Genomic DNA, 23,543 nt, shown 5'->3' on the forward strand with positions numbered 1-23,543 from the left:
ATTAGTCATAAGGATAAACTCTTTTATTACCTATTAACTTTTATTTTTTTAGCAACTAAATCTTTACTTAAACAAAAATATTTTAGTATTCATTTAATTGCTCCAGCTGTCATTCCTTGAACAATATATTTTTGCAAAAAAATAAATAATATCACGATAGGTATAATAGCTAAAGTTGAAAAAGCCATAACTTTACTCCAATCTTGAATCTGAGCGCTTAAATAATTATATAGACCAACTGTAGCGGGATATTTTTCTTGATTTTGTAGAAAAGTACTAGCAAAAATAAAGTCCCCGTATCCCCAAACAAAACTAATAACTCCAACAATTGTTAAACCACTACTAGATAAAGGCCATGTTATTTTAAGAAATGATTGAAATTTATTACAACCGTCTATTCGCGCAGCCTCTTCAAGCTCCATAGGAATTTGCAAAAAAGTTGTTCTTAATATAATAGTAGCAAAAGGTATTGCAAAAGTTGCATTCGCCAAGATTACTGAGAGATATGTATTTAATAAGCCTAAATCATTAAAAAAAAGGTACAAAGGAGTTGCTACAACGATTTGAGGAAGCATTTGAGATATCAAGAAAAAAAGTAATATAATAGTAACCAATTTAGAATGCATTCTTGCAATTGCATATCCAGCTAAAGAAGATGCTAATATTACTATAATTGTGCTTGAAATAGCTATAATTAAGCTGTTTGCTATATTCTTAATTACTCCATCATTAATTGCAGTTTTTATATTTTCCAGAGTTAATTGCCTAGGTATAAAAGTGGGCGGATAAGAGCGAAATTCAGAGCTATGTTTTAATGATGAGGAAATCATCCAATAAATAGGAAAAAAATACAATACTGTTATCAAAATAATTATCGCAACAATAAAAATTTTTTTAAGCATAACTTTCCTCCTTGCTTGTTACTTTTATATAAAATATTGATATAATCAACATAATAAAAAGTAAAATATTAGAAATTGCAGCCCCTTGACCAAATTCAAAAAATTTTAAAGACATTTGATAAGACCAAACAGAAAGAATGTTTGAGGCATTAACTGGTCCTCCTCCTGTCATAGTTATTATTAGTCCAAAAACTTTAAGAGTAAAAATAGTTCCTAAAATTAAAGTAGCAAAAATAGTAGGTTTTAGTAGAGGTAATGTTATATGATAAAATTGCTTTATTTTATTAGCTCCATCTATTCTAGCTGCTTCATATATATCAGATGGAAGTCCACTTAATCCCCCAATTAGTAACATCATATTAAAAGGAATTCCGTACCAAATATTAGCTATGATAATCCCTAATAATGCGTAGTTTGGATCGCTGAGCCAAGAAATCGGATTTCTAATAAAGTTGAATTCCATCAATATATAATTTATTGCACCACCTTGTGTTGACAAGAGCCATTTCCAAGTTGTTGCAACAACGATATCCGGTAGAACCCATCCTAAAAAAATAAAACTTCTACAAAAATTATTTAATTTTGAAGGAATATCTTTCCTTGTTAAAATCAAAGCAAAAATAAAACCGATTATAAACTGAAAAAAAACACTAGCGGCAGTGAAAACAATCGTATTAAATAATACAAGCAAGAAATCCGAAGAATGAAGAACATCTTTATAATTTTTGAATCCTATAAAAGCTTTACTTGGTAAATTTATAGTAAATAAATTAAAATTTTGAAAACTTATAATTATATTATAAACAATAGGGTAAATTGCAAAAACACATAAAAAGAAAAGTGCAGGAATTAAAAAAAATAGTAAATAACCCTCATTTTTATACCATTTTTTTATTTTATACTTATTCATTAACTTCCCTCCACAATATTTTCTTATTCCTAATATATTTTTAAATCATTTTGTTATTTACTTTAATTCAAAAATGATATAAATGAAAATCTCTAAGATCTTGCTTTCGTGAGCAAGATCTTAGAGATAAAAAGACAGCTCTTAAAGTAATTTTTTTATATTATTGGCAGCTTCTTTCAAAGCTTGTTCTGGTGATGCTTGACCAGAAAAAGCTTTTTGAAAAGCTATTTGAATATAATTTGAAATCTGTGGCCATTGAGGGTGAGGACCTCTAGCTTTTGCAAATTCTAATTGCTCAAGAACAACATTCATCGGAAAATTTTGCCATTCTGGATTAAACTCCATTAAACCCCCTCTGCTGGGTAATCTATTGCCATCTTTGAGATGCTGTACATAGTTATTATCATCGTAATATAGCCATTTCAAAAATTCCCATGATTCTTCTTTATGGTCACTTCCGGCCATTATTGCAACATTTTCTCCGCCTAATGCAGAAGCACGAATATTTTTTTTGTTGTTCACAGGTAATAAAGTAATTCCCCAATCGAAGTTTACATCATTTAACGCATCAAACATCCATGGGCCATTTAAAGCCATACCTACTCTTTGTGCTGTAAAGAAATCAAAAGATTCAGTTTGTGTAATATTTAAAACATCAGAAGGAGCCCATCCGTTTTTTATAAAATTGGTAAGAAATTTTATCGCCTCTGCTGCTTCAGGAGTATCTAAGGAATCATAATCTGCTCCAGCCATTTGTATAAAAGGAAGTATTTGAAATGTACCTTCTTCACTCTTGAAAGCAGTAAATATCATCCCATAAATTTCTTTACCCAAAGCACTAATTTTACTTGCTGCTATTTCCAATTCTTCCCAGGTGGCTGGGGGATTATTAGGATCTAATCCCGCTCTTTTAAACATGTCTTTATTATAAAATAATACAAGCGTATTACTATTATCAGGCAAACCATAAATTTTATTATTGAATGTAACGGAAGCTAAAGGGCCTTCAAATATTTGATTAGTTTTTTCTACAACCTCTTCACTTTTAACTTTTGAAGTAATATCCTCAAAAGCTCCCATACTGGCAAAAGAGGCGTGACTAGCTATTTCAACATATACTATATCTGGTACATTACCTGATAAAACAGCTCGAGTAATTTGGGGATTTAAATTCTCGTAGGGAATATAGGTATATTTAACTTTAACATCTCCATGTGTATTGTTCCACCGTTCAACAGTATCATATATACCATGTACTCCTTGAGTAAAATATCCCCATATTTCCAAAGTTACCGTTTCTCCTAATAAAATGTATGAACAAAATATGAATAAAACAATCAATGAAAAAGCTTTTGTAACTCTTCTAAAGTTTCTCTTTTTACCAAAAAACATAGTAGATCCTCCTTTGAATTTAAATTTATATTACAAATTTGCGATTTTTATCATTCAATACTCACAGTTTTTAAAGGCAATAATCTTCTCCTATGTACAAACATTCTGAGTTTAAATACTTGCTTGATTTGATTGATCAGATTGATTGTGTGTAGCCCCTGATGTTGAAACGATAATCTCAGGTCGGTAAAACTCGTTTTCCTCATTGTTATTTATTTAAAATCGTATTTGTTCAAAAGGTTAAAGTTATAATTCCACAGAACTGATTCGTTACCCATTTTCTCTCAAGCTATAGGATCTGATCTATTTTTCTTTTCCCTTTTGAACTTTCTATTTCTCTTTTTAAGCATTATTTTGATAATTCTTTACTCGATCAGATTATAGATTTTACTTTTAAAAAAATCAAAATAGATATTTTTGATCCTAATAACCTTTGTATCTCCTTTTCCTTGTGACTTTTTGTTCCTTCTTCGACAATAAAAAGAGACAAGATAAGCTTAAACATAATAACAACTAGTGCTATGGATCCTCCCTTTATGCAGATTTCGATGTTTAACTTGTTTCTAATTCTAAGCCAATCAATTGATGAAAAACTAGCCAGAAATACTCTAAGCACTTCATCGGGTACAAAACATGAGATCATTACTTACTATTTGTTACTTTTTTAAAATTAATATTTTTTAATAAATAGTAATTGTATAACTTTGTTATTAATATACATTTTTCTTTCAGAATAAATTCTTTCTTGCGTGTTTTTACCTAATGCAATTAAAAATGTAGGTTTGCTTAAAAAGCACTCTTTTTCTGATTACAAACTAAAATTAATTATTAATCATTTTTTACCTACTCTAATTACATTCCAAGAAAGAGGAGATAGCTCAGCCATTACTTTTTCTCCTTCATTTCTTGCATTACCATTTGAGTGAGGTTTAACATTATCTGGCTTATCCTCAGTATTAACAGCTTTAAGATCACTATTTTCTAATACTATGTGTTCAATTACCGAATAATCTTCAAACCCTTTTAATTCGCATTCAAATACCATTTTGTCTTGTGCTCTGTTTACTGCAAAAATAGTTAATTCATTTTTTTCTTCGTTAAAAACAGGAATAGAATCTACGAATGGAACTTCTTTAAAATCTTTCGTGTCGTATTTATCAGTTGAAATTACTGGTTGTAAGACCTTTCCTCGACCAAAGTTTGAGGCATGCATAAACGGATAAAAAATAGTTTGTCTCCATGCTCCTCCACCTTTTCTTGTCATGATTGGTGCTATAACATTTACCAACTGAGCCAAACATGCAATTTTTACTCTATCAGCATTCTTTAAAAGCGTAATTAGCATTAAACCAACCAATAGTGCATCTTCGAAAGTGTATACATCTTCAAGTAAAGGAGGAGCAATTTGCCACGGCTCTACTTTTTTATCAGCTTCTCTTGAATGAAACCAAACATTCCATTCATCAAATGATATATTAATCGTCTTTTTACTTTTTTTCTTACCCTTGATGTAATCACAAGTCGCAATAACCGATTTTATGTATGAATCCATATCGATGGATTTAGCCAAGAAGTTTTCAATGTTATCCTCGTAATTATCGTAATATGCATGAAGTGAAATGTAATCAACATAATCATATGTATGTTCAAGAACTGTTGCTTCCCATTCGCCAAAAGTGGGAATGTGCCAACCAGAACTTCCGCATGCAACCAAACTAATATCTGGATCCACCAACTTCATAACCTTTGCTGTTTCTTCTGCTAATCGTGCATATTCTTCAACTGTTTTATGGCCTATTTGCCATGGACCATCCATTTCATTTCCTAAACACCAAATCTTTACTTTATGAGGTTCTTTATATCCATGCTTTTTTCTTAATTCTCCATAATATCCTCCACCAGAATGGTTACAATATTCAACAAAGTTACGAGCTTCATCTATACCTCTTGTACCAAGGTTTAAACTCATCATTGGTTCAGTATTTACTTTTTTGCACCATTCAATAAACTCATTTGTACCGAATTCATTTGGTTCTATGGATTGCCATGCTAATTCAAGCTTTTTCGGTCTTTTATCTTTTGGACCCACGCCATCTTCCCAATTATACCCAGATACAAAATTCCCGCCAGGATAGCGAACTATCGAAACATTCAGTTCTTTCACTAAGTCAATAACATCTTTTCTGAAACCTTTTTCATCAGATTTTGGATGCCCTGGTTCATATATTCCAGTATATACTGCTCTACCAAGATGCTCAATGAAAGAGCCAAATAACCTATTATCCACTTTATCAATTATATAGTTCTTGTCTATGTACATTTTAGCTTTTTTCATACTCTATACCTCCGTTTTTATAAATTAAAGAGGAACATTTATTATTACCACTTTATTTGAATTCTTCATATAAAAAACACTTTATTTTTCTGTTCTTTATATAATAATATTCGGGGTTTTTTTCTCTACATATTTTTTTTACGTTTGGACATCGATTAGCATATTTACAACCTTTCAACTGATATTCAGATACCTCTGTCATTTTTTCTTCATTTTTTTCATTGTCAAACAAGGATATTTTTGTTTTATCAGGATCAGGTTCGAGAAGAGCTTTCATTAAAAACTGAGTATAGGGATGTAATGGCTCACCTAAAATTTCTTTAGCGTTGCCTATTTCTACTAAATTACCTCTTAACATCACTCCTATTCTATCGCTTATATAGTATGCTGTAGAAAGATCATGAGTAATATACAATACACTTAAATTTTCCTTTTCTTTAAGCTGTTTAAATAAATTCACAATAGATATTCTTAAAGAAGCATCAAGCATGGAAACAGGCTCATCTGCTACTAAAAACAAAGGTTTCACCACTAAAGCCCTAGCAATTGCAATTCTTTGTAACTGCCCTCCTGAAAATTCATGAGGATATCTTCCTTTAATCATTTGATAATTTAATCCAACTTTTTGTAAACATTGATCTATAATGTAATTAATTGAGTCTTTATTTCGGGCTATATTAAAATTTTTTACTGTTTCATATATAAATAAATCTGTCTTTTTCATGGGATCAAATGAATCAAAAGGATCTTGGAATATAGGTTGTATTTTTTTCATAAATTCTAACATTTCAAAATCATTTATTTTCTTGCCATTCAATAGAATTTCACCTATATCAGGTTTTATTAATTGAAGAATCATATTTGCTAAAGTACTTTTCCCACTTCCACTTTCCCCTACCAAACTAAAAATTTCAGGTGGGTCGGTGGTTATGTCTAAAGAAACATTTTCGACCGCATTAAATGTTTTTTTAGAAAAGAGAATTCTTTGAGAATAAGTTTTGGTAACATTTTTAATAGAGATACCTTCCATTGCGTTCACAGAAAATCACCTCTCTAATAAGTGACAAGCAACAGCATGATCTATAGTTATTTTTTTTAAATTAGGCTCCTCTTTTATACAAATATTTTTTGCAAAATGGCAACGAGGATGAAATTTACATCCTGAAGGAGGAGAAGTAAGATCCGGAGGAGATCCTGGGATTGCTTTTAATTCTCTTATATCTCCTATCTTCGGAAGAGAATCAATTAACAATTTGGTATAAGGATGTAAAGGATTTTTAAAGAGAGCTTTTGTTTCTGCTACTTCTACAATATTTCCTGCATACATAATGGCAATTCTTGAACAAAAATTCGCCATGACAGACATATCATGGGCTACTATAATGATAGTATTTTTGTATTCGTTTTGTATCTTTATAAGTAATCTCAATACATCCAATTGAACACCCACATCTAGTGCAGAAGTAGGTTCATCTGCAACGATCAATTCAGGGTGAAATAGCGATGCAGCTGCAATTACAACTCTTTGTTTCATTCCTCCAGATAATTGGTGAGGATAATATTCTAAAATATCTGCAGGTAAGCCTAAATGGTGTAAATGACTAATCACCAAATTATAATATTTTTCATAACTCAAATTCATACTATGAGCTTTCCATAGATTTCGAAAAAATTTCTTAATTCTTCTTACAGGGTTTAGTACATTCATTGAACCTTGGGGAATATAAGAAATTTTTTTCCACCAATTTGAGGATATATTCTTTTTTGTTACAGAATTAATCTCATTTGAGTCCTTAAAATTGTATATAATTTTTCCTTTATCAAGATATAAAGGAGGCTCTATAAATCCATAAATAGTCTTAACTAAAGTTGATTTCCCACATCCGGATTCTCCGGCTATGCCAAATATTTCATTCTCTTCTACAGAAAAGCTTACATTATCTACTGCTTTAGTAGTAGAGTTGTTATGAACATAATATGCACTAATTTCATAGATTTCTAATAAAGACATTTAAGAGATCCCCCCTTGGGCTCTAACTCTTGGATCTATATATTCGTTTAAACTTACTATTAAAAGATAAAGAGATGTAAACAAAAGAATAGCTCCTATTAATGGTATTGCTAACCACCACCATACTCCTAATATAAGTGCTTGATGTTGATTTGCCCAATAGATAGTGGTTCCAATTGAAGGAGTTTGAAGACTTGTTAAGCCTAATACAGATAAAGTAACTTCCAATCCAAGAGACCAAATCATATTATTAATAAACGTTGAAAAAAAAATAGGTGTAAGATGTGGAAAATATATTTTGAAAATCAAATCAAGAGTTTTCATTCCCGAAAATCTGGCTGTATAAGTTAGTTTTCTTTCTTTTAAACTTAATATTTGGGATCTAAATAATCTTGCGTCCCAAGACCACCCAAAAAAGGCTAATACAACTGCCAATAAAAAGAAAGGTAACCTTCTAAACACCATTGCTATTAATATCATTACTAAAAGGACAGGCAAGGTAATAAAACTATCGTTTATTATCATAAGGACACTATCAGTCTTTCCTCCTTTATAACCTGAAACAGTTCCTACAAGTAACGCTATTATTCTTGAAATAGACGCAGTTATTAAACCAAAAAAAATAGAATTGCGAAATGCAAAAGAAGTCATCCAAAAAAGGTCTTGACCTTTTGAATTAGTCCCAAAAATGTAATCTAAGCTTGGAGGCCTATTAACAGGAACATAATAAGTAGAAAAAGGATCTATAGGTGAAAAAAATGAAAATGATGAAAAACAGAATATCAATAAAATGATAATAAACCCAATTCTAAATCTCATATCCTTTTTAATTAAATCTTTAAAATTCATGTCTCAACCACCTTTCTTGGCTTATTTTTCATAAGAGATTCTTGGATCAAGCAATGGATATATTAAATCAATAATTAATGTTCCTAATGCAACAGCTAGTATTGAAAAAATAGTTACTCCCATTATTAAATTATAGTCAGACCTCAAAATGGCTTGATATGCTAAAAAGCCAATTCCAGGATAATTGAAAACAATCTCAACTATCAAAGTACCACTAAAAAGCATTCCAATTTGTAAAGCCAGTCCAGTGACTTGAGGTAACATTGCATTTCTGAGTATATAACCCCTAAAAATTTCGTTTTTCTTTATAGCAGTTAATTTGGCATAAGTAACATAATCCTCTTGAACAATATGAGAAACCAATGTTCTCATTCCCTGAAACCAACCACCTATACCTAAAATAAATAAAGAAAGTGCAGGTAAAAATGCGTGTTTTATAACTTCAAGAATGAAACTCCAGCTAAAATTAGGAATAATGCCAGGTGGATAAGCGCCACCAGATGGAAAAATAGGAAAAACATGAGAAAAAAGAATCAAAAGAACCAATGCAAGTATATAGTGAGGTATAGGTCTAAATCCATTTATAATAACTTCCACAGTTCTCGCCCATTTTTTATTCCTATTGTTCCCGACAATTCCACCTAACCAATTTCCTAAAATCCAGGATAGAATAGTGGTTATTCCTAGAAGTCCTATTGTCCAAGGTAAAGAGTGAAATATCAGTTCTGTTACAGGTGTAGGAAAATAAGCAAAAGATGGTCCAAGATCACCTTTTAAAAAGTTCCCCCAGAAGGTAAAATATTGTTGAAAGATGTTTCCTTTTAAGCCATAAGCTATTTCTAGATTTTCTCTAAGCTGCTCAACTGCTTGAGGATCTATATATTGTCCTTGACTCATAACTCGACCTATTGCTTGCTCTACAGGACCAGTATCTGGAGATAATCTAGGAAGTATAAAAATTATCGAAGTACTAATGATTACAAGAATTATGAACTGAATAATTCTTCTGACAACATAGTCAACTAAAGATTTTTTCATTATTCTTCCTCCTAAAAATACCTATTCTACCAAGAAACACCCGCCTAAGGAGACCTTAGGCAGGTTAAAACTAATTTTACTTTCTACCTGTAGGTTTTAATAATGGAAACATATATTTGCTATTTGCCCAGTTAGGAACAGGATTAGTGTAAGGATTTTCTGCAGTAGGATAACCTGTCCAATAATATCCATCACAAATGGTAAAAACGTTATATGACATAAGAGGAATTTCAGGCATATCTCTAACCATCAATTTCAGAAAATCTAATCCAATATCTATATTTTTCTCATAATCGAAAAAATCTGTTTTTTGCATGTTCTCAATTATTTTGTCTAGTTCTTCGCTTTTATAGCGTATATAATTTGAGCCAGCTGATAGGACCCCACTCTCTTTATAATAATCTGAGTGCCAAGTTCGGAGGAAAAATGAAAGATCAGGATGACCTCCCCAAGTTTCTATATTCCATGCATAAGCAACTTCAAAGTTACCCGGATTCAAATAACTAGGCCAAAGAATAGCAGTACTGACACCTTGAATTTGAGCATCAATTCCAAATTTTCTCCATTGTTCTGCTATTTTCTCCGCACCTCTAGTAGCTATAGGTCTTCCTTCAGCTTCACAAATAATATTAATTTTCCACAATTCTCCATTTGGTAGTCGCCATCGACCTCTATTATCCTTTGTAAAACCTTGACTTCTAAGTAATTTTTCTGCTATTTCTGGTGAATATTTCCACCACCCATATCCTAAAGATTCTTTAATTTTCTCGAGATCCGTTGGAACTTCATAACCAAATTGCGATTTTGCTAAATCAGCAACTTTGTGAGAAATAGTATCATCATAGGGATAAAATTTTTCACCTTCGACTTCTAGATAAAACTCTTTTAACCATGATTCCATAGGATCAAAATACCATTTTAAGTGGTTGCCTGTAGGAGGAACTGCTATAGGTGAAAGAGTTGCTGCTCCATTATAAGAAGCTAAAGCAACTTCTGGGGCATTAATTGTTAGTGTGAGAGCCCAGCGAACCTCTGGAATATTATAAGGATATTTTTCGTGATTTAATAGCACTGATATTAAAGTTGGATCAGGATGAGCCCATGGAAATTTATCAAACCAAGTCACAGCATATTGATTACTCTGTATTAAAGATATAGCAGCTTCTGGAGCTAAGTCATGGATTATGTCGAGTTCATGTTTCATCTGATCTAACACCCTTCTTTCTTGTGTTAAGCCAATGTAAAGAACATAATTTGGACCTGGTTCTCCATACAATTTGCCTAAAGTTGTTCTCTCCCAATCATCTCTTTTTTCCCATAAAGTCCAGTATCCATTTGGATCAAAAGATTTCAAAACATAAGGACCTAAACTAACTGGAGGATTAAATTTATATGCCTCTGGATCTTCAACATGTTCATAAATATGTTTTGGCATAATATAACAGCCCGACCATCGAACTGTAAATGTTGAATGCATTCGAGAATTTGGTTCTTTCAATTTCAAAACAACTGTATAATTATCCGTTTTATACACTTCATCAACATAAATTTGAAAATTTGATCCCCAAGACATCGTTGGATGAGCTTTTAATGTTTCTACGGTAAATACTACATCATCCGCTGAAAATTCAATTCCATCACTCCAATAAATACCTTCTCTTAATTTAATAGTCATTTCTGTGTAATCATCGTTATAAATTGGAGGTTCTGCTGCCAACGAATTTAACCATGGATCTCCTTCAATACCCGCATCAGGGTCGATATACCACAATGCATCCATACATATTTGTTGAAGACCTCTTGACCATGAAGGAGACCCAGGAGCCCACAAATTAAAGTTGCCCGGATCTGTTGCTCTTCCATCTGGATTTTCTATAATTATTAGCTCGTTTCTAGGTACACCTGGCATATATTCTGCTTGCGCAAATATAAATGTACTTAAAAGAATCACAAAAAATACAAACATAAAACTTTTTTTCACTTTCTCCACCTCCATATAATTAATCTGTTTCTCACACCCTTACACACTCAATACCCACCATCTCTGCAAACAGCTCCCACCTCCTAACAATATCTCCGATGTTGAAGCACTGGTGATGCGTCCCTCCGTTCTTAAGCCAGTTCTTCATAGAGTCTCTTACTCCGGTATCTGGTTTAAAATGAAAGTATGGCATTTCGACGTTTGGATATTCTTCGCTGTCTAGTACTTCTCCTTTTGATACAACTAACCTGAAATTACCTTCACTGATTGGAGCTAACGAAGCTATAGTCCCTTGCCCTGGTTGAACGTTAAATACAATTGTTGGAGGGTTGTTTAGATCCCCTATTCCCAAAAATCTGTCTATAAGTTTTATTGGTTTGTCTTTTCTTGCGACCTTCCAATTTCCCTCACCCATATGGCTCATAAAAATAGAGTCTCTTTCAAAATCCATTGCGTACATTTCTGTAAAATGTCCATTTTCTCCCAAAATATGGCCTAATATCACAGCAGTTGCAGCAAGGGCATCTCCTTCAGCTCCATATCCATAGCCTTTTGCCATCAAGTTGGAAGCTGCCATTAAAGGTAGTTGTTCAAATCTTCCATCGTCTTTTACTGAATCAAAATATATACTGTATCCGTCGTAATTCTCGTCTTTCAAAAATTTTTCAATTGCAACTTGAAACTTTGCGGCAAAGTTGTATTGTTCTTCTTTCAGGTTAGGATCAATCTCAAAATTCTTGGCATTTTCTCCCTTAACTTTTTCAATTTCTTCTTTTGTTACTTTTTCCAAATATGAGTATATCTTACCCATACTTTCATCAACAACTTCAACTCCAAGCTTTTTTAGTAATGCTGATGAATCAAATGTAATATCACCCATCCCCGGCATTCTTCCTATAACTGCTATTCTGATTCTTTTAGCAGCTTTTGCAGCTTGAGCAGCTAGCGCCCAATCTTCTATCTCTTTTTTGAACGCTTCATCTTTCCAATCCCCACTAATAACAGGACAATTTATTCCTAATCTAACAATTGCGTTCATGTTATCTTGAGCGCCGTGTATTCCTTGATTGTATGTTAAGTGTTCCATATTCCAATCCTGAGTAACAGAAGGTAAAGGTTGAGTATTAGCAAGCATTATTGGTAATTTGTTATTTTTTAATGCTGGTACTATTCTTTGTCCTGGACTATAAGTTAACATCATAATCATTATTCCGTCTAACTCTTTATCGTTGTTGTATTCTTCAACTATTTGTTCAATATCTTTTCTATCTCTTGCAGGTCTTGAGAATTTAAAGTTTGCAATATCTTGGAGTTCTTTAATAACATTTCTTACATAATTTGATTGAGTTTCTACAATATTTGGATAAGTCTTGTCGTACAGTTTTTGCATGATTCCTAAAATACCGATTTTTGGTTTTCTTTTTACTATCATCATCACACCTCCAAAGTTAACTATAATATAATTTTCATTTTTGATTAAATACGATTTTTTAACTTAATCGCTGCTTGTAATGAAAGCTAAGGTTACTCTATTCTAAATTCAAAATATTATTTCTAAAAATCTACAATTTTGATATTTTATGCATTATGTCTTTTGTGTTTTCATACAATTCTAAAAAGAGTTGGTAATATTGATCGTATTTCTTGAAATTCTCTTTTTTTGCTTCAATTTTTGATTCAATCTTTATCCATTTTTTTATTTCTTCTGGTTTTTTAAATATACCAGTCCCTAAACCTACAAGAAATGCGTCTCCTAAAGGTGCCTCGATATTATCAGAAAGTTTTATCATGTTATATCCTGTAACATCTGCAAATATTTTTGTCCACAATTCTGAATTGGCAACTCCACCTACTATCCAACAATCTGGATTCAATTTAATACCAGATTCTTTAGCTGTTTCCATGTTATGTCTCAAAGAGTATGCTGCTGATTCCATTAAAGCTCTATATACATGATGCTTTTGATGATAGAGCGAAAGTCCTAGAATAACTCCTCTTGCGTCCGGATCCCAAATAGGTGAGCGTTCTCCCATAAAATATGGCAAAGCTAATAATCCTTCACTTCCTAAAGGCACCTTTTTTGCTTTTAATTCCAGAAGGTCATAAGGAGAAATACCAACTTGTTTACCTACATTAGATTCCAATTGCCCAAATTCATCAATAAACCAATCAACTAAAGCCCCCGTTGTAGCGCTTCCCCCAAAAGTGTAAAGTAATTTATCTGCTTCGACTACGTAAGGATAATTAACTAATTTTGAAGAAGTTGGTTTTCTATCGTTTAAGAGAGTTCCCCAGCAAGTTGAAGTTCCTGCCATAAATACGTGTTCTCCCTCATTTAAAATCCCTGCACTTAATTGAGCCATTGGTGCATCTATTCCTCCACTTATTATTGGAGTACCCTCAATTAAGCCTGTCATTGTAGACATTTCTTTAGTAAGATAACCTGCAATATCATGAGAATTAAGGATCTTTTCAGGAAGCATAGTTATTGGTATTCCTAATGCATCTCCCATTTCTTTAGACCAATTTTTAGTTCTAATATCAAAAATCCCCCCAAGATTTCCAGCCGAACTATAATCTGTTGATAATTCCCCAGTTAATTCAAAAATAACATAATCTTTCGGACTAACAAATTTATACGTTTTATTCCAAATGTCTGGTAAATTATCTCTTATCCACATTATTTTTGTAAATCCAAAATAAGAATCTACATAATTTCCGGTAATTTCAAAAAGTTTATCATGAGGAATATTATCTTTAACCCATTGTGTTTCTTGCCAAGCTCTTCTATCCATCCAAATAAGGCATGGATAGAGAGGGCTCATATTTTTATCTACTGGAACGCCCGACCCTCCGTACAGACCGCTAAACGAAACTCCTGCTACCTCTTTAGGATTTACATTAGCTTTTTCTAAACTTTCCTTCAAAGTTTGAATCACTGCTTCAACCCAGACCTTCGCTTCTTGTTCTGCCCAAGAAGCTTTTGGTGTGTTAACTTTATAACTTCTATATGCTTTTGATACCAAAGTGCCATTTTCATCCAATATTACTGTCTTTGTACCTGTTGTTCCAATATCAGTTCCTATTAAATACATCTTTTTCATTTCCTCCTTAAGATTGCTTATTTCTTTTGTCCATAACTTTTATGATGAAATTCAAAAAGTCTTTTAGCTTCTTCCTTATCTAAAGGTTCTGGATTTCCCATGGTTCTAGCAAAATAGGCTGTTTTTGCTACTTCTTCTAAAAATATAGCGTTTCGTATAGCTTCTTGGATGTCTTTACCCATGACTATTACTCCATGCTTACTTAAGAGAACTGCTCTTGCTTGATTAACTACATCAACAACAGCCTTTCCTATTGCTTCTGTTCCAACAGGGGCATATGGAGAGACTGGAATTTCTACTCCAAAGACATCTGCATGAGCTGTACTGTATACAGGAAGAGGTTGGTTTAGTAAGGCAAAAGACGAAGCGTATGGAGAATGTGTGTGAATGATACTTCCAATATCATCTAAATTATTATACAGGTACAAATGTGTTGCAGAATCAACAGAAGGTTTCAAGTCACCTTCAACAACATTACCTTGCATATTAATCACAACCATATCTTGAGGCTTTAATTTATCATATGGAACACCGGAAGGCTTTATTATAATGTGGCTTCCTACTCGAACGCTAACGTTCCCGCTTGTGTATGCAACTAATCCATATTTTTCTAGATTTAAATGAGCCTCATAAAGTTGATTTTTCAAATCTTCATACATTAGCATGCACTCCTTTTATTCTCTGTAATAGATATTTCATAACTGTTATTTTTATTACGTGTAATGTAACTTGTATGATAATAATGTTAAAAGATGTACACTGTCTAATTTTATATTTTCCTAAGTTGTATATACAAATTATATATTTAAATCTTTATATATCAAAATGTGTTTAAAATCAATTACATATAATTACGAGACTTTGAGGACAAATAACTTGTATTATCAACTTTTTTCTTAGTTTTTGAAAAAATATGTTCATCTATTAATAACAAAAAAATCCCAGTCGAATTTACTTCAACTGGGATTTTATTTAACTATATTATTATATTTATTCTCCTAATTTTCGAGGAGGAAAATAATCAAACAATTTCATCATATTTTTTATATTGCTTATTCCATCGGTAGTACCGGATTTTGAAAGACACGCAGTTGCTGATGCTGTTCCAACTTTAAGAGCTGTTGACATATTCCAGCCTTGATATACAGAATATAATATTCCTGCACAAAAAGCATCTCCTGCACCTACTGTCCCCTTAATATAATCTTTAGGTAAATCAAAAGAAGGTTGTATATAATAATTATCATCCTCATCTAAAGCAAAAGCTCCTTCTGGACAATGAACTATTACCCACCTCCTTACTCCCATTTCTTTAAGTTTAAAACAAACTTTTTTCATATTATTTATTATTAACTTACCAGTTATATTTCTCAGGGGTATATTTGTTGTTAAAGACGCTTCTATTTCATTTATAGTACAATAATCAGTATATTTTAAAGCTGGAGGAACAATTTTAGAAAAGCGGTCAGAATTTTCACTTACTAAATCAATTGAAGTTTCTATATTTTGTTTTTGAGCAATTGAAAATAACCTGGCTAATTTTGTTCCATATTGAATATCTTCTGAGTCAAGCCTATCTAATAATAATGGATACCCTATATGTAAAATTTTTGAATGAATCTTAGCAAAATCAAAATGTGAGATATCAAGCAATGTGTTTGCACCACGATAATGGAAAAAAGTCCTTTCTCCTGTTGACTCTATAACCACGTCATCAGTAAATGAAGTTGCAGCGTTATTTTGTATGTATACCATTTCTGTGTTTATATTATTCTTTTTTAATATTTCTAATACATATTTTCCTGCTTCATCATTGCCTATCATTCCTATTGCTTGAAGGAATATAGTATTGTCCATTCTTGCTAAGTCTATTAAAGTATTAGGAACAGCTCCTCCAACAGAATAGCCCATAGATAATATATTAGCTAATTGCCCGACTTTAGGGTAATTATCAATAATTTTTATATAATCATATACAATAATTCCACCAATTGTAATGCCTACTCTATCCATTCCATGTTTCTCCTTTTATATATGCAAAATCAATCAATTATTTATAATGCCATTAAAATAAGTTATGCTTTTTGATGACTTCATCAACCGAAGCGTTTTCGTGAACAATTTCTTTAAGAGCATTTATAAGAGATTCCATTTTAGAATTTTGCCATACGTTTCTTCCAAATACTATTCCTTTTGCCCCTGCTTCAATGGATTCTTTAGCAATTTTTAATATATCTTCTATACTATCCATCTTAGCACCACCTAATACAAAAACTGGCACTTTTAAATTATTCAATAATTCCTTGAATTCTAAAATATTTCCTGTATATGGAATTTTAAGAACATCTGCTCCCAATTCTAAAGCAATTCGTGCTGCATGTCCAATTAAATTTGCTGATGTTTTCTTTTCTTTTGAAGTATGACTTGTCCAAAAAACAGGTTCTACCATTAAAGGTATATTCCATTTATCACAGTTATTTGCGACCGTGGCCACGACTTCAATACTCTCCATTTGAACACTATCTTTCTCACCCCAAGGTAACAGAACTTTAACTACATCAATAGCATTTCTTAAAGCAAATTCTAAATTGGCAATTATTTTATGTCCAATTATATTTCCACTTTCTCCAGGAATAGTTGAAGACAAAGGCAAATCGATTGTTAATATTCTTCCTGGAGCATCTTTTGAAGAAAAAATATCAGTAGTAATTTTCGCTATACCTGGGCTTATCAATGTTGCATCTATTCCTAACCTAATAAGATTTTCTAAAGTTCCAAGAGGATCTTGGAGTCCTGCTATATTACCCATTATTAAACCATGGTCAATCGGTATAATAACAGATTTACCACTCTTTGGATTTAAAATGTGTGATAATCTAAGATCTTTTATTCCCATTTTTTCTACCTTCTCTCATGACCTTTTTGGAAATACGATTTAAAATAAATTCAATTTTACAATCTATATTGCTCTACCAAAGAATTTATAGTATCAGAAAGATCTAAAAGTTTTTGAGATTCCAAAGTTAATCCCTCCATAGCACTTGCAACTTCTTCTAAATTCTGTTTAAATATAAGAAGCCCTTGGGAGGTGTCTTCAAACTTTTTAGATATTTCTGTAGTTTCATTACTTACTTCACTTATTAGTTGATTTTCATCATCTATAAAGTTTTTTAAAATTTCTACCGTATTTACAATACTCTCAATATATTCCTTAACGCTATTTATTTGTAAACTTAATCGCTCAATTTGTTTGGCACTTTCTTCAACTTTTTTACTTGTATTTATATTTGATTCAACCACTGTATTTACAGTACTTTCCATCTTAGTAATAGCGTCTTTAATATCAAATGCCATTTTTTCTGAGTCTTCTGCAAGTTTTCTAACTTCTTCGGCTACCACTGCAAAACCTTTCCCAGCTTCTCCTGCACGAGCTGCTTCTATTGCGGCATTTAAAGATAATAGATTTGTTTGTTCAGCGATAGTTCTTATATTTTCAACAAAAGAACTGACATCCATAGTGACTTTTAATAGTTTTTTCATATCTAAAATATTTTTTTCTACATCTTTAGTAATTTTCTTGTTTTCTTCTGCAACATTCAATATTTTTGATATTTCTTCATTTATAGCAAGTTTAAATTTTTCCGCATTTAAAAGGGATTCTTCTGCTTGACAGCTTAAGAGATCAGATCTATTTTTGACTTCATTCAAAGAAGAGGTTAATTCTATTAATCTATCAACTGAGTCGTTGAGGGTTTCACTGTAACTTTTAACTTCTCCTGAAATTTCCTCACTAACTGCTGAATATTCCTCAACAGCCGATGCAGTATTTTCAGAATTTTGTATAAGGATTGTTGTAGAAGTTTTTAGCTCATTTAAAGTTTTATTTAAAGAGCTTGCAACTTTAATGAATGCGTTATGAACCAAAGCTACCTCATCTTTTTTTAAGGAAGGAGTTGGTAATTGTGAAAGATCCTTTTTTAAAATATTATCTGCTAATTTACTTGTATTTTTTAGTGTCCCGGTTATTGAACGATTTAGTACATAAGTTATTAGAATGATAATACATATAACTATTATCGTAGTAACTAAAGTTTTATTATAAACAGAATTTATGCTCTTGAGAACATTTTGAGCGTTATTGGAAATAACTTGTGCATTTGAAATAGCATATTTTTGTATATTATCCATTTCTTTTTCAACTAAGTCAGAAAATTTTTCTAAAGAAGGAATTAATTGACTACTGATGAGACTACTTAAATCGTTGGTTAATTCTTGAACCTCAGTTTGGTTTTTTGATAAGTTAATAGTTAAAGAAGAAGTTTCATCTCTTAATTTTTCTCTTTCTGAACATAACTGAACGTATTTAATTACATTTTGACGATATACATCAACAGTTTTTTCAAGAATGACGGCTTCAATCGGATTCATAACGAAATATCCACCATCCAAGACAAACTGAATAATTTTTTTTATATCTTGAATAGGGATATCTAGAGATTCTATTATTTTTTCAGACACATTATTTTGTATCAATATTTCTCTTGCTGTTAGTTTAAGAAGATTTATACTAGCTTCGACTTGTGGAAAATTAGGAAGTAAGGAACTGTTCCATAATTTTTCTATACCCCAAATACCAATTTCTTCCAAACTTATTCTTTTTTCAGCATCGTGTTTAACTTGTTCATTACCTTCAAAATCATTCCACTCAGGAATATTTTCTAAAAGGTCTTTGATTTTATTTATTTCTTCTTCTAAGCGAGTAGAATTATAATTTAATAAGTAATTCATTTCATTTTCGATTTCCTGCACAACTTTTTCTTTATTAGAAAGAGATTTAGCTATTTGATTGGTTTTTTCATTATTTTGAATAATAAGTGAAATTATTTCGAGAGCTTCTTGATTTATGTTTTCCAATAACTGGAATAATTTTGAAGTTTCTTGTATAAAGCTTTCACTTAATTCTTTTGATTGAAGAAGAAATTTTTTACCTTCAGAAATATACAAATCAAAGTTTTTTTGATTATTTTCCACCTCACTTAATTTTGAAAGATATCCCGAAGAAATTAAAGATATATTTGCTTGGCTGGTATTATAAAAACCATGAAAAAAGTCTTGAAAAGATTCTAAATTTTCAATTAGGATAGCTACAGAATTTATAGTTTGATTACCTTGGTTTTCTACATTAGTTATTGAAAATCTTACAATCAATAGGATTAAGATTAAAGCTGTAATAACCACAGTATAGCCCAAAATAATTTTTAAACTTATTTTCAATAAATTCAACTCCTGTTAAACATAAATTTTTTCTTTTTGTGTAGCTAACTTCATAATTTTTTCTTGATTAGCTTCTTTGGAGGAAAGTATCCCTGTTAGATGCCCATAAGCCATAACAGCGATCCTGTCACTTATTTGCAGTATTTCAGGCAAATCCGATGAAATCATAATAATTGCCATCCCTTGGTTAGCAAGGTCGGATATTAATTCATATATTTCTGTTTTTGCGCCAACATCGATACCTCTTGTTGGTTCATCTAATATCAGTATTTTAGGTTTCAAAGCAACCCATTTAGCTACTACAACCTTTTGCTGATTTCCTCCAGAGAGAAATTTTACCTTCCTATTCATAGAAGGAGTTTTTATATTGAAAGTATCAATAGCCCATTTGGTTAATTCTCTTTCAGATTTTTCATTGACGAATACAAATTTTTTCAATTTATCTAAACTGGGAAGTGTTATATTATCTTTTACTGAATGTATTAATATAAGACCTTTTCTTTTTCTATCTTCCGGTACCATACCTATTCCTAATTTCATAGCGTCTAGAGGATTTTTAATTTCCGTTTCTTCATTATCTATGTATATTTGTCCAGATTTCTTCTTTCTTAAACCAATTATGGTTTCCATAATTTCAGTTCTTCCGGCACCTATTAAACCCGAAAAACCTAAAATTTCTCCTTCACGAACTTCAAATGAAACATCTTCAAAAACATCCCCACTCAATTGTTCAACCTTCAAGACAACATTACCAATTTTATGTGTCTTTTTTATGTAAAAATTTTCTATTTTCCTTCCGACCATCATTTCTACAACTTCATCTATTGTTACGTTTGAGATTTCTCTTGTTTCTATAAGTTCTCCATCCCTTAAAATACTTACTTTATCTGCGATTTCAAATATTTCTTCTAATCGGTGAGAAATAAATATTATGGTTACTCCTTTCTCCTTTAAATGTTTAATAACTTCAAATAATTTTGCTACATCTTTTTGAGGAAGTGAGGAAGTAGGTTCGTCCATAATGATTACTCTAGATTCTTTATAAGTAGCTCTTGCAATTTCAACCATCTGTTGAATTCCAAGGGTAAATTTTCCCAATTTTTCATTAGGATTGATCCTCAAATCGAATTCTTTTAAAAATTCTTTTGCGGATGTGTATAATTTTCCAAATTTGACAAAAGAGCCCATTTTAGGTTCTGAACCCAAAAAAAGATTTTCTGCTACTGAAAGATTTTCCATTACAGATAACTCTTGAAAGATAGTAACAATTCCTTCCTTAATAGCTTCAGAAGGATGTTTCCACTCACATTCTTTATCATCGAATATTATTTTCCCACTTGTTGGTTTATAGACTCCTGCAATTATTTTCATTAAAGTCGACTTACCTGCCCCATTTTCTCCTACAATGGCATGTACCTCTCCGGGATAAAAATCAATTGAAACATTTGACAAAGCTTTTACACCGGGAAATTCTTTTGTGACTTCTATAACTCTTAAAAGAGGTTTCATGATTCTTTACCTCCTCTTAGCTGATCAAAAGCAACGGCTATGATAATAACTGAACCAATAGCAACTTGCTGCCAAAATGAGGAAACCCCTAAAAGAATAAGTCCGTTTCTAAGAACACCCATTATTATTGCACCAATTACAGTTCCTAGAATAGTTCCTTCACCACCTTGCAAACTTGTACCACCTATAACAGTTGCTGCTATTACATCTAATTCATAACCTTGCCCTGCATTTGCTTGAGCGACACCCAACCAAGCAGTCATTAGAAATCCGGCAAAAGCCGCTAATAATCCGTTGATAATGTACACCAGCATCAATATTCTATCAGTTTTTATCCCCACTAATTTTGCGGCTTCTAAATTGCCGCCGGTAGCATATATTCTTCTTCCTACAATAGTATATCTCAAGAAAATATAGGCAATTATGGCTACTCCAGCAAAATATAAAACTGGAACAGGAATTGGTCCAACCATCCCTTGACCTTGAATAGTAAAAGATTGCGGAAAAGGAGAAATTGGCCAACCTCCACTTAAAACGTAAGCTAATCCTCTAGCGATACTCAGCATGCCAAGTGTACTTATAAAAGGTGGGATTTTTATTTTGGTGATGAGAAATCCGTTTACTAGTCCACATAAAACTCCCACCAAGAAACCTGATAAAACACTAGCAAGTGGATGTACTCCAAAATCGTGCATTAATAAACCCATAACTACCCCGGATAGCCCCAAGATAGATCCTACAGAAAGATCTATACCTCCAGTTATTATAACCATAGTCATGCCACAAGCCATGACTCCTATGAAAGAGACATTTAGGATAATTGTGAAAATGTTGGCTACTGACAAAAATCCTTTTGCTGTAATACCTAAAAAAAGCATCAGGACAATTAATACTAAAAAAATGGTAAATTCTCTAACAGCAAATATTTTCTTAACTAATTCCAATTCATTTTCCTCCTTTACTTCTTCATTATTATTTGCTTACCCATGCTTTCAAAAATCATTTGATCTAATTTTTATTTCATTTTATAGATTTTACAAGAATATAGGTGTAAATGGTCAAAAATATCTGTATTATCAAAATATTTCAAAGAACATTTTTATTAGATAAAGCAATTATTTTAAAGAAAGCAACGGGAGTATAAAATTCCCATTGCTTTTTAGAAAAAGAAACTATAGATTTACTTTTTTGTATAAACTTTGTTTGCAAATTCGAAGAATTCATCAACATTATCTTTTGTTACAACATCAACTCCTGTATCAATAATATAATCCACAGAGCCGTCTTCTAAAGTTACTTGAGGTAATAATTGTAGAGTTTTATCTACACCAATTTTATACATATTGTAAAGAACTACGACAGATAAATATCCCATATCATAAGGTCTTTGACCAACTAGACCTTTCCACGCATTAGCTTTTATGAGTTCTAATTCTGGTGGAAGGGTATCAAATCCGACAGTTAGTAATGATTGAGCTTTTTCCATCCCTCCTAATGCATTAACAACAGTGTTTACAGGTGCAAATAAAGGCCACCCTCCCGAAGCAAACCATCCATCTAAATTAGGATATCTTCTTGTCACATCTGTAAGTACTTGAATTGCGACAGCAGTGTCATCATTGCAGGGAAAAGGATCTGCTACATATACTATTTTTTTACCAGTTTTCATTGAATAATTCTCCATAGCATCTTTAAATCCAGCTATTCTTTCGTTCAGATTTACAGCAGCCAAACCACCTGTTAAAATTGCAAAATTCAATGTTTCTTTTTCCGGTTTGTATTGATCTATAAGAGAGCTCATAAGTTCTCCAGCTGAGTATCCAGCATTATAGTTATTTGTTCCTAAATATACATATCTTCCACTACCAGGTGAGTCAGAATCAAATGTTATAACAGGTATTTTTCTGTCTAATGCAGTCTTTATTATAAATTTAATTGCTTCAGGATCGTTGGGAGATATCCCTATTCCATTAACTCCGCGAATTATGTAGGTTTGTATCTTTTGGGCTTGCTCCGCTGCATCCGCTTCAATCGGAGCGTCAAATATTGCTTGAACTCCTAATGCAGTTGCCGCATCTTTCATACCATTCTCAGCAGCAAACCAATAAGGATTGTTCAAAGACTTTGGAGAAAGTAAAAAAGTTTGAGAAAACGCACACACACTACCCAAAATTAATAAAACTACTAACAAACGCTTCATAAAAACACCTCCAGTAATAATATAGTTAGACAACTAAT

The 23,543-nt window shown here is 31.9% G+C and carries 19 protein-coding genes; all 19 read right to left on the reverse strand.

Annotation, left to right across the window (positions count from 1 at the left end):
- Positions 1 to 89: 89 nt before the first annotated feature.
- On the reverse strand, positions 90 to 902 hold the full coding sequence (locus DTL3_RS02075; RefSeq protein WP_045087311.1) for a carbohydrate ABC transporter permease: 813 nt from the start codon (positions 900 to 902) through the stop codon (positions 90 to 92).
- Positions 895 to 1,812 (reverse strand): carbohydrate ABC transporter permease, encoded by a 918-nt coding sequence (locus DTL3_RS02080; RefSeq protein ID WP_045087312.1) that lies wholly within the window; start codon positions 1,810 to 1,812, stop codon positions 895 to 897. The genes DTL3_RS02075 and DTL3_RS02080 overlap by 8 nt, the downstream gene beginning before the upstream one ends.
- A 141-nt stretch (positions 1,813 to 1,953) precedes the next feature.
- On the reverse strand, positions 1,954 to 3,204 hold the full coding sequence (locus tag DTL3_RS02085) for an ABC transporter substrate-binding protein (RefSeq protein ID WP_052670273.1): 1,251 nt from the start codon (positions 3,202 to 3,204) through the stop codon (positions 1,954 to 1,956).
- A gap of 373 nt (positions 3,205 to 3,577) precedes the next feature.
- Positions 3,578 to 3,847, reverse strand: coding sequence for a hypothetical protein (locus tag DTL3_RS09585; RefSeq protein WP_171820574.1), 270 nt, complete (start codon positions 3,845 to 3,847; stop codon positions 3,578 to 3,580).
- A 189-nt stretch (positions 3,848 to 4,036) separates the two neighbouring features.
- On the reverse strand, positions 4,037 to 5,539 hold the full coding sequence (gene arfA / locus DTL3_RS02090; RefSeq protein ID WP_045087313.1) for an arabinosylfuranosidase ArfA: 1,503 nt from the start codon (positions 5,537 to 5,539) through the stop codon (positions 4,037 to 4,039).
- Positions 5,540 to 5,591: 52 nt separating this feature from the next.
- Entirely contained in the window at positions 5,592 to 6,569 is a 978-nt protein-coding gene (locus DTL3_RS02095; protein ID WP_045088553.1) for an ABC transporter ATP-binding protein, read from the reverse strand.
- Between the two features lie 15 nt (positions 6,570 to 6,584).
- Positions 6,585 to 7,550 carry an ABC transporter ATP-binding protein gene (locus tag DTL3_RS02100; RefSeq protein ID WP_045087314.1) on the reverse strand — a complete coding sequence of 322 codons (966 nt, stop codon included), beginning with the start codon at positions 7,548 to 7,550 and terminating at the stop codon, positions 6,585 to 6,587.
- Positions 7,551 to 8,399, reverse strand: coding sequence for an ABC transporter permease (locus DTL3_RS02105; RefSeq protein WP_045087315.1), 849 nt, complete (start codon positions 8,397 to 8,399; stop codon positions 7,551 to 7,553).
- 21 nt (positions 8,400 to 8,420) lie between these two features.
- Complete coding sequence (locus tag DTL3_RS02110; RefSeq protein ID WP_045087316.1) at positions 8,421 to 9,437, reverse strand: ABC transporter permease; 1,017 nt, start codon at positions 9,435 to 9,437, stop codon at positions 8,421 to 8,423.
- Between the two features lie 76 nt (positions 9,438 to 9,513).
- Entirely contained in the window at positions 9,514 to 11,418 is a 1,905-nt protein-coding gene (locus DTL3_RS02115) for an ABC transporter substrate-binding protein (protein ID WP_197539539.1), read from the reverse strand.
- Between the two features lie 31 nt (positions 11,419 to 11,449).
- Positions 11,450 to 12,850, reverse strand: coding sequence for an L-fucose/L-arabinose isomerase family protein (locus DTL3_RS02120; RefSeq protein ID WP_045087317.1), 1,401 nt, complete (start codon positions 12,848 to 12,850; stop codon positions 11,450 to 11,452).
- 130 nt (positions 12,851 to 12,980) lie between these two features.
- Positions 12,981 to 14,513, reverse strand: a complete 1,533-nt coding sequence (locus DTL3_RS02125; RefSeq protein ID WP_045087318.1) for an FGGY-family carbohydrate kinase — start codon at positions 14,511 to 14,513, stop codon at positions 12,981 to 12,983.
- Between the two features lie 26 nt (positions 14,514 to 14,539).
- Complete coding sequence (locus DTL3_RS02130; protein ID WP_045087319.1) at positions 14,540 to 15,181, reverse strand: L-ribulose-5-phosphate 4-epimerase; 642 nt, start codon at positions 15,179 to 15,181, stop codon at positions 14,540 to 14,542.
- Between the two features lie 331 nt (positions 15,182 to 15,512).
- A complete protein-coding gene (locus tag DTL3_RS02135) occupies positions 15,513 to 16,535 on the reverse strand; it encodes a carbohydrate kinase family protein (RefSeq protein WP_045087320.1) in 1,023 nt (340 codons plus the stop codon).
- Between the two features lie 52 nt (positions 16,536 to 16,587).
- Complete coding sequence (locus tag DTL3_RS02140; RefSeq protein ID WP_045087321.1) at positions 16,588 to 17,418, reverse strand: class I fructose-bisphosphate aldolase; 831 nt, start codon at positions 17,416 to 17,418, stop codon at positions 16,588 to 16,590.
- A gap of 56 nt (positions 17,419 to 17,474) precedes the next feature.
- A complete protein-coding gene (locus DTL3_RS02145; RefSeq protein ID WP_045087322.1) occupies positions 17,475 to 19,796 on the reverse strand; it encodes a methyl-accepting chemotaxis protein in 2,322 nt (773 codons plus the stop codon).
- A 15-nt stretch (positions 19,797 to 19,811) separates the two neighbouring features.
- Positions 19,812 to 21,305 (reverse strand): sugar ABC transporter ATP-binding protein, encoded by a 1,494-nt coding sequence (locus tag DTL3_RS02150; RefSeq protein ID WP_045087323.1) that lies wholly within the window; start codon positions 21,303 to 21,305, stop codon positions 19,812 to 19,814.
- On the reverse strand, positions 21,302 to 22,249 hold the full coding sequence (locus tag DTL3_RS02155; RefSeq protein ID WP_045087324.1) for an ABC transporter permease: 948 nt from the start codon (positions 22,247 to 22,249) through the stop codon (positions 21,302 to 21,304). Before DTL3_RS02155 ends, DTL3_RS02150 begins: the two co-directional genes overlap by 4 nt.
- 236 nt (positions 22,250 to 22,485) lie before the next feature.
- Positions 22,486 to 23,505: a sugar-binding protein gene (locus tag DTL3_RS02160; protein WP_045087325.1), complete on the reverse strand. Its 1,020-nt coding sequence runs from the start codon at positions 23,503 to 23,505 to the stop codon at positions 22,486 to 22,488.
- Between the last annotated feature and the right edge of the window lie 38 nt (positions 23,506 to 23,543).

Origin of the sequence: Defluviitoga tunisiensis (assembly GCF_000953715.1) — a bacterium.
In the GTDB taxonomy this organism is placed as follows: domain Bacteria; phylum Thermotogota; class Thermotogae; order Petrotogales; family Petrotogaceae; genus Defluviitoga; species Defluviitoga tunisiensis.

Excerpts from the sequence above, each read along its gene's own strand:
- DTL3_RS02080 (WP_045087312.1), bottom strand. The coding sequence starts at position 1,812 with ATGAATAAGTATAAAATAAAAAAATGGTATAAAAATGAGGGTTATTTA.
- DTL3_RS02110 (WP_045087316.1), bottom strand. The coding sequence starts at position 9,437 with ATGAAAAAATCTTTAGTTGACTATGTTGTCAGAAGAATTATTCAGTTC.
- DTL3_RS02105 (WP_045087315.1), bottom strand. The coding sequence starts at position 8,399 with ATGAATTTTAAAGATTTAATTAAAAAGGATATGAGATTTAGAATTGGG.
- DTL3_RS02135 (WP_045087320.1), bottom strand. The coding sequence starts at position 16,535 with ATGGATAGAGTAGGCATTACAATTGGTGGAATTATTGTATATGATTAT.
- arfA (WP_045087313.1), bottom strand. The coding sequence starts at position 5,539 with ATGAAAAAAGCTAAAATGTACATAGACAAGAACTATATAATTGATAAA.
- DTL3_RS02075 (WP_045087311.1), bottom strand. The coding sequence starts at position 902 with ATGCTTAAAAAAATTTTTATTGTTGCGATAATTATTTTGATAACAGTA.
- DTL3_RS02095 (WP_045088553.1), bottom strand. The coding sequence starts at position 6,569 with ATGGAAGGTATCTCTATTAAAAATGTTACCAAAACTTATTCTCAAAGA.
- DTL3_RS02085 (WP_052670273.1), bottom strand. The coding sequence starts at position 3,204 with ATGTTTTTTGGTAAAAAGAGAAACTTTAGAAGAGTTACAAAAGCTTTT.
- DTL3_RS09585 (WP_171820574.1), bottom strand. The coding sequence starts at position 3,847 with ATGATCTCATGTTTTGTACCCGATGAAGTGCTTAGAGTATTTCTGGCT.
- DTL3_RS02100 (WP_045087314.1), bottom strand. The coding sequence starts at position 7,550 with ATGTCTTTATTAGAAATCTATGAAATTAGTGCATATTATGTTCATAAC.
- DTL3_RS02125 (WP_045087318.1), bottom strand. The coding sequence starts at position 14,513 with ATGTATTTAATAGGAACTGATATTGGAACAACAGGTACAAAGACAGTA.
- DTL3_RS02150 (WP_045087323.1), bottom strand. The coding sequence starts at position 21,305 with ATGAAACCTCTTTTAAGAGTTATAGAAGTCACAAAAGAATTTCCCGGT.
- DTL3_RS02140 (WP_045087321.1), bottom strand. The coding sequence starts at position 17,418 with ATGGGAATAAAAGATCTTAGATTATCACACATTTTAAATCCAAAGAGT.
- DTL3_RS02160 (WP_045087325.1), bottom strand. The coding sequence starts at position 23,505 with ATGAAGCGTTTGTTAGTAGTTTTATTAATTTTGGGTAGTGTGTGTGCG.
- DTL3_RS02120 (WP_045087317.1), bottom strand. The coding sequence starts at position 12,850 with ATGATAGTAAAAAGAAAACCAAAAATCGGTATTTTAGGAATCATGCAA.
- DTL3_RS02130 (WP_045087319.1), bottom strand. The coding sequence starts at position 15,181 with ATGTATGAAGATTTGAAAAATCAACTTTATGAGGCTCATTTAAATCTA.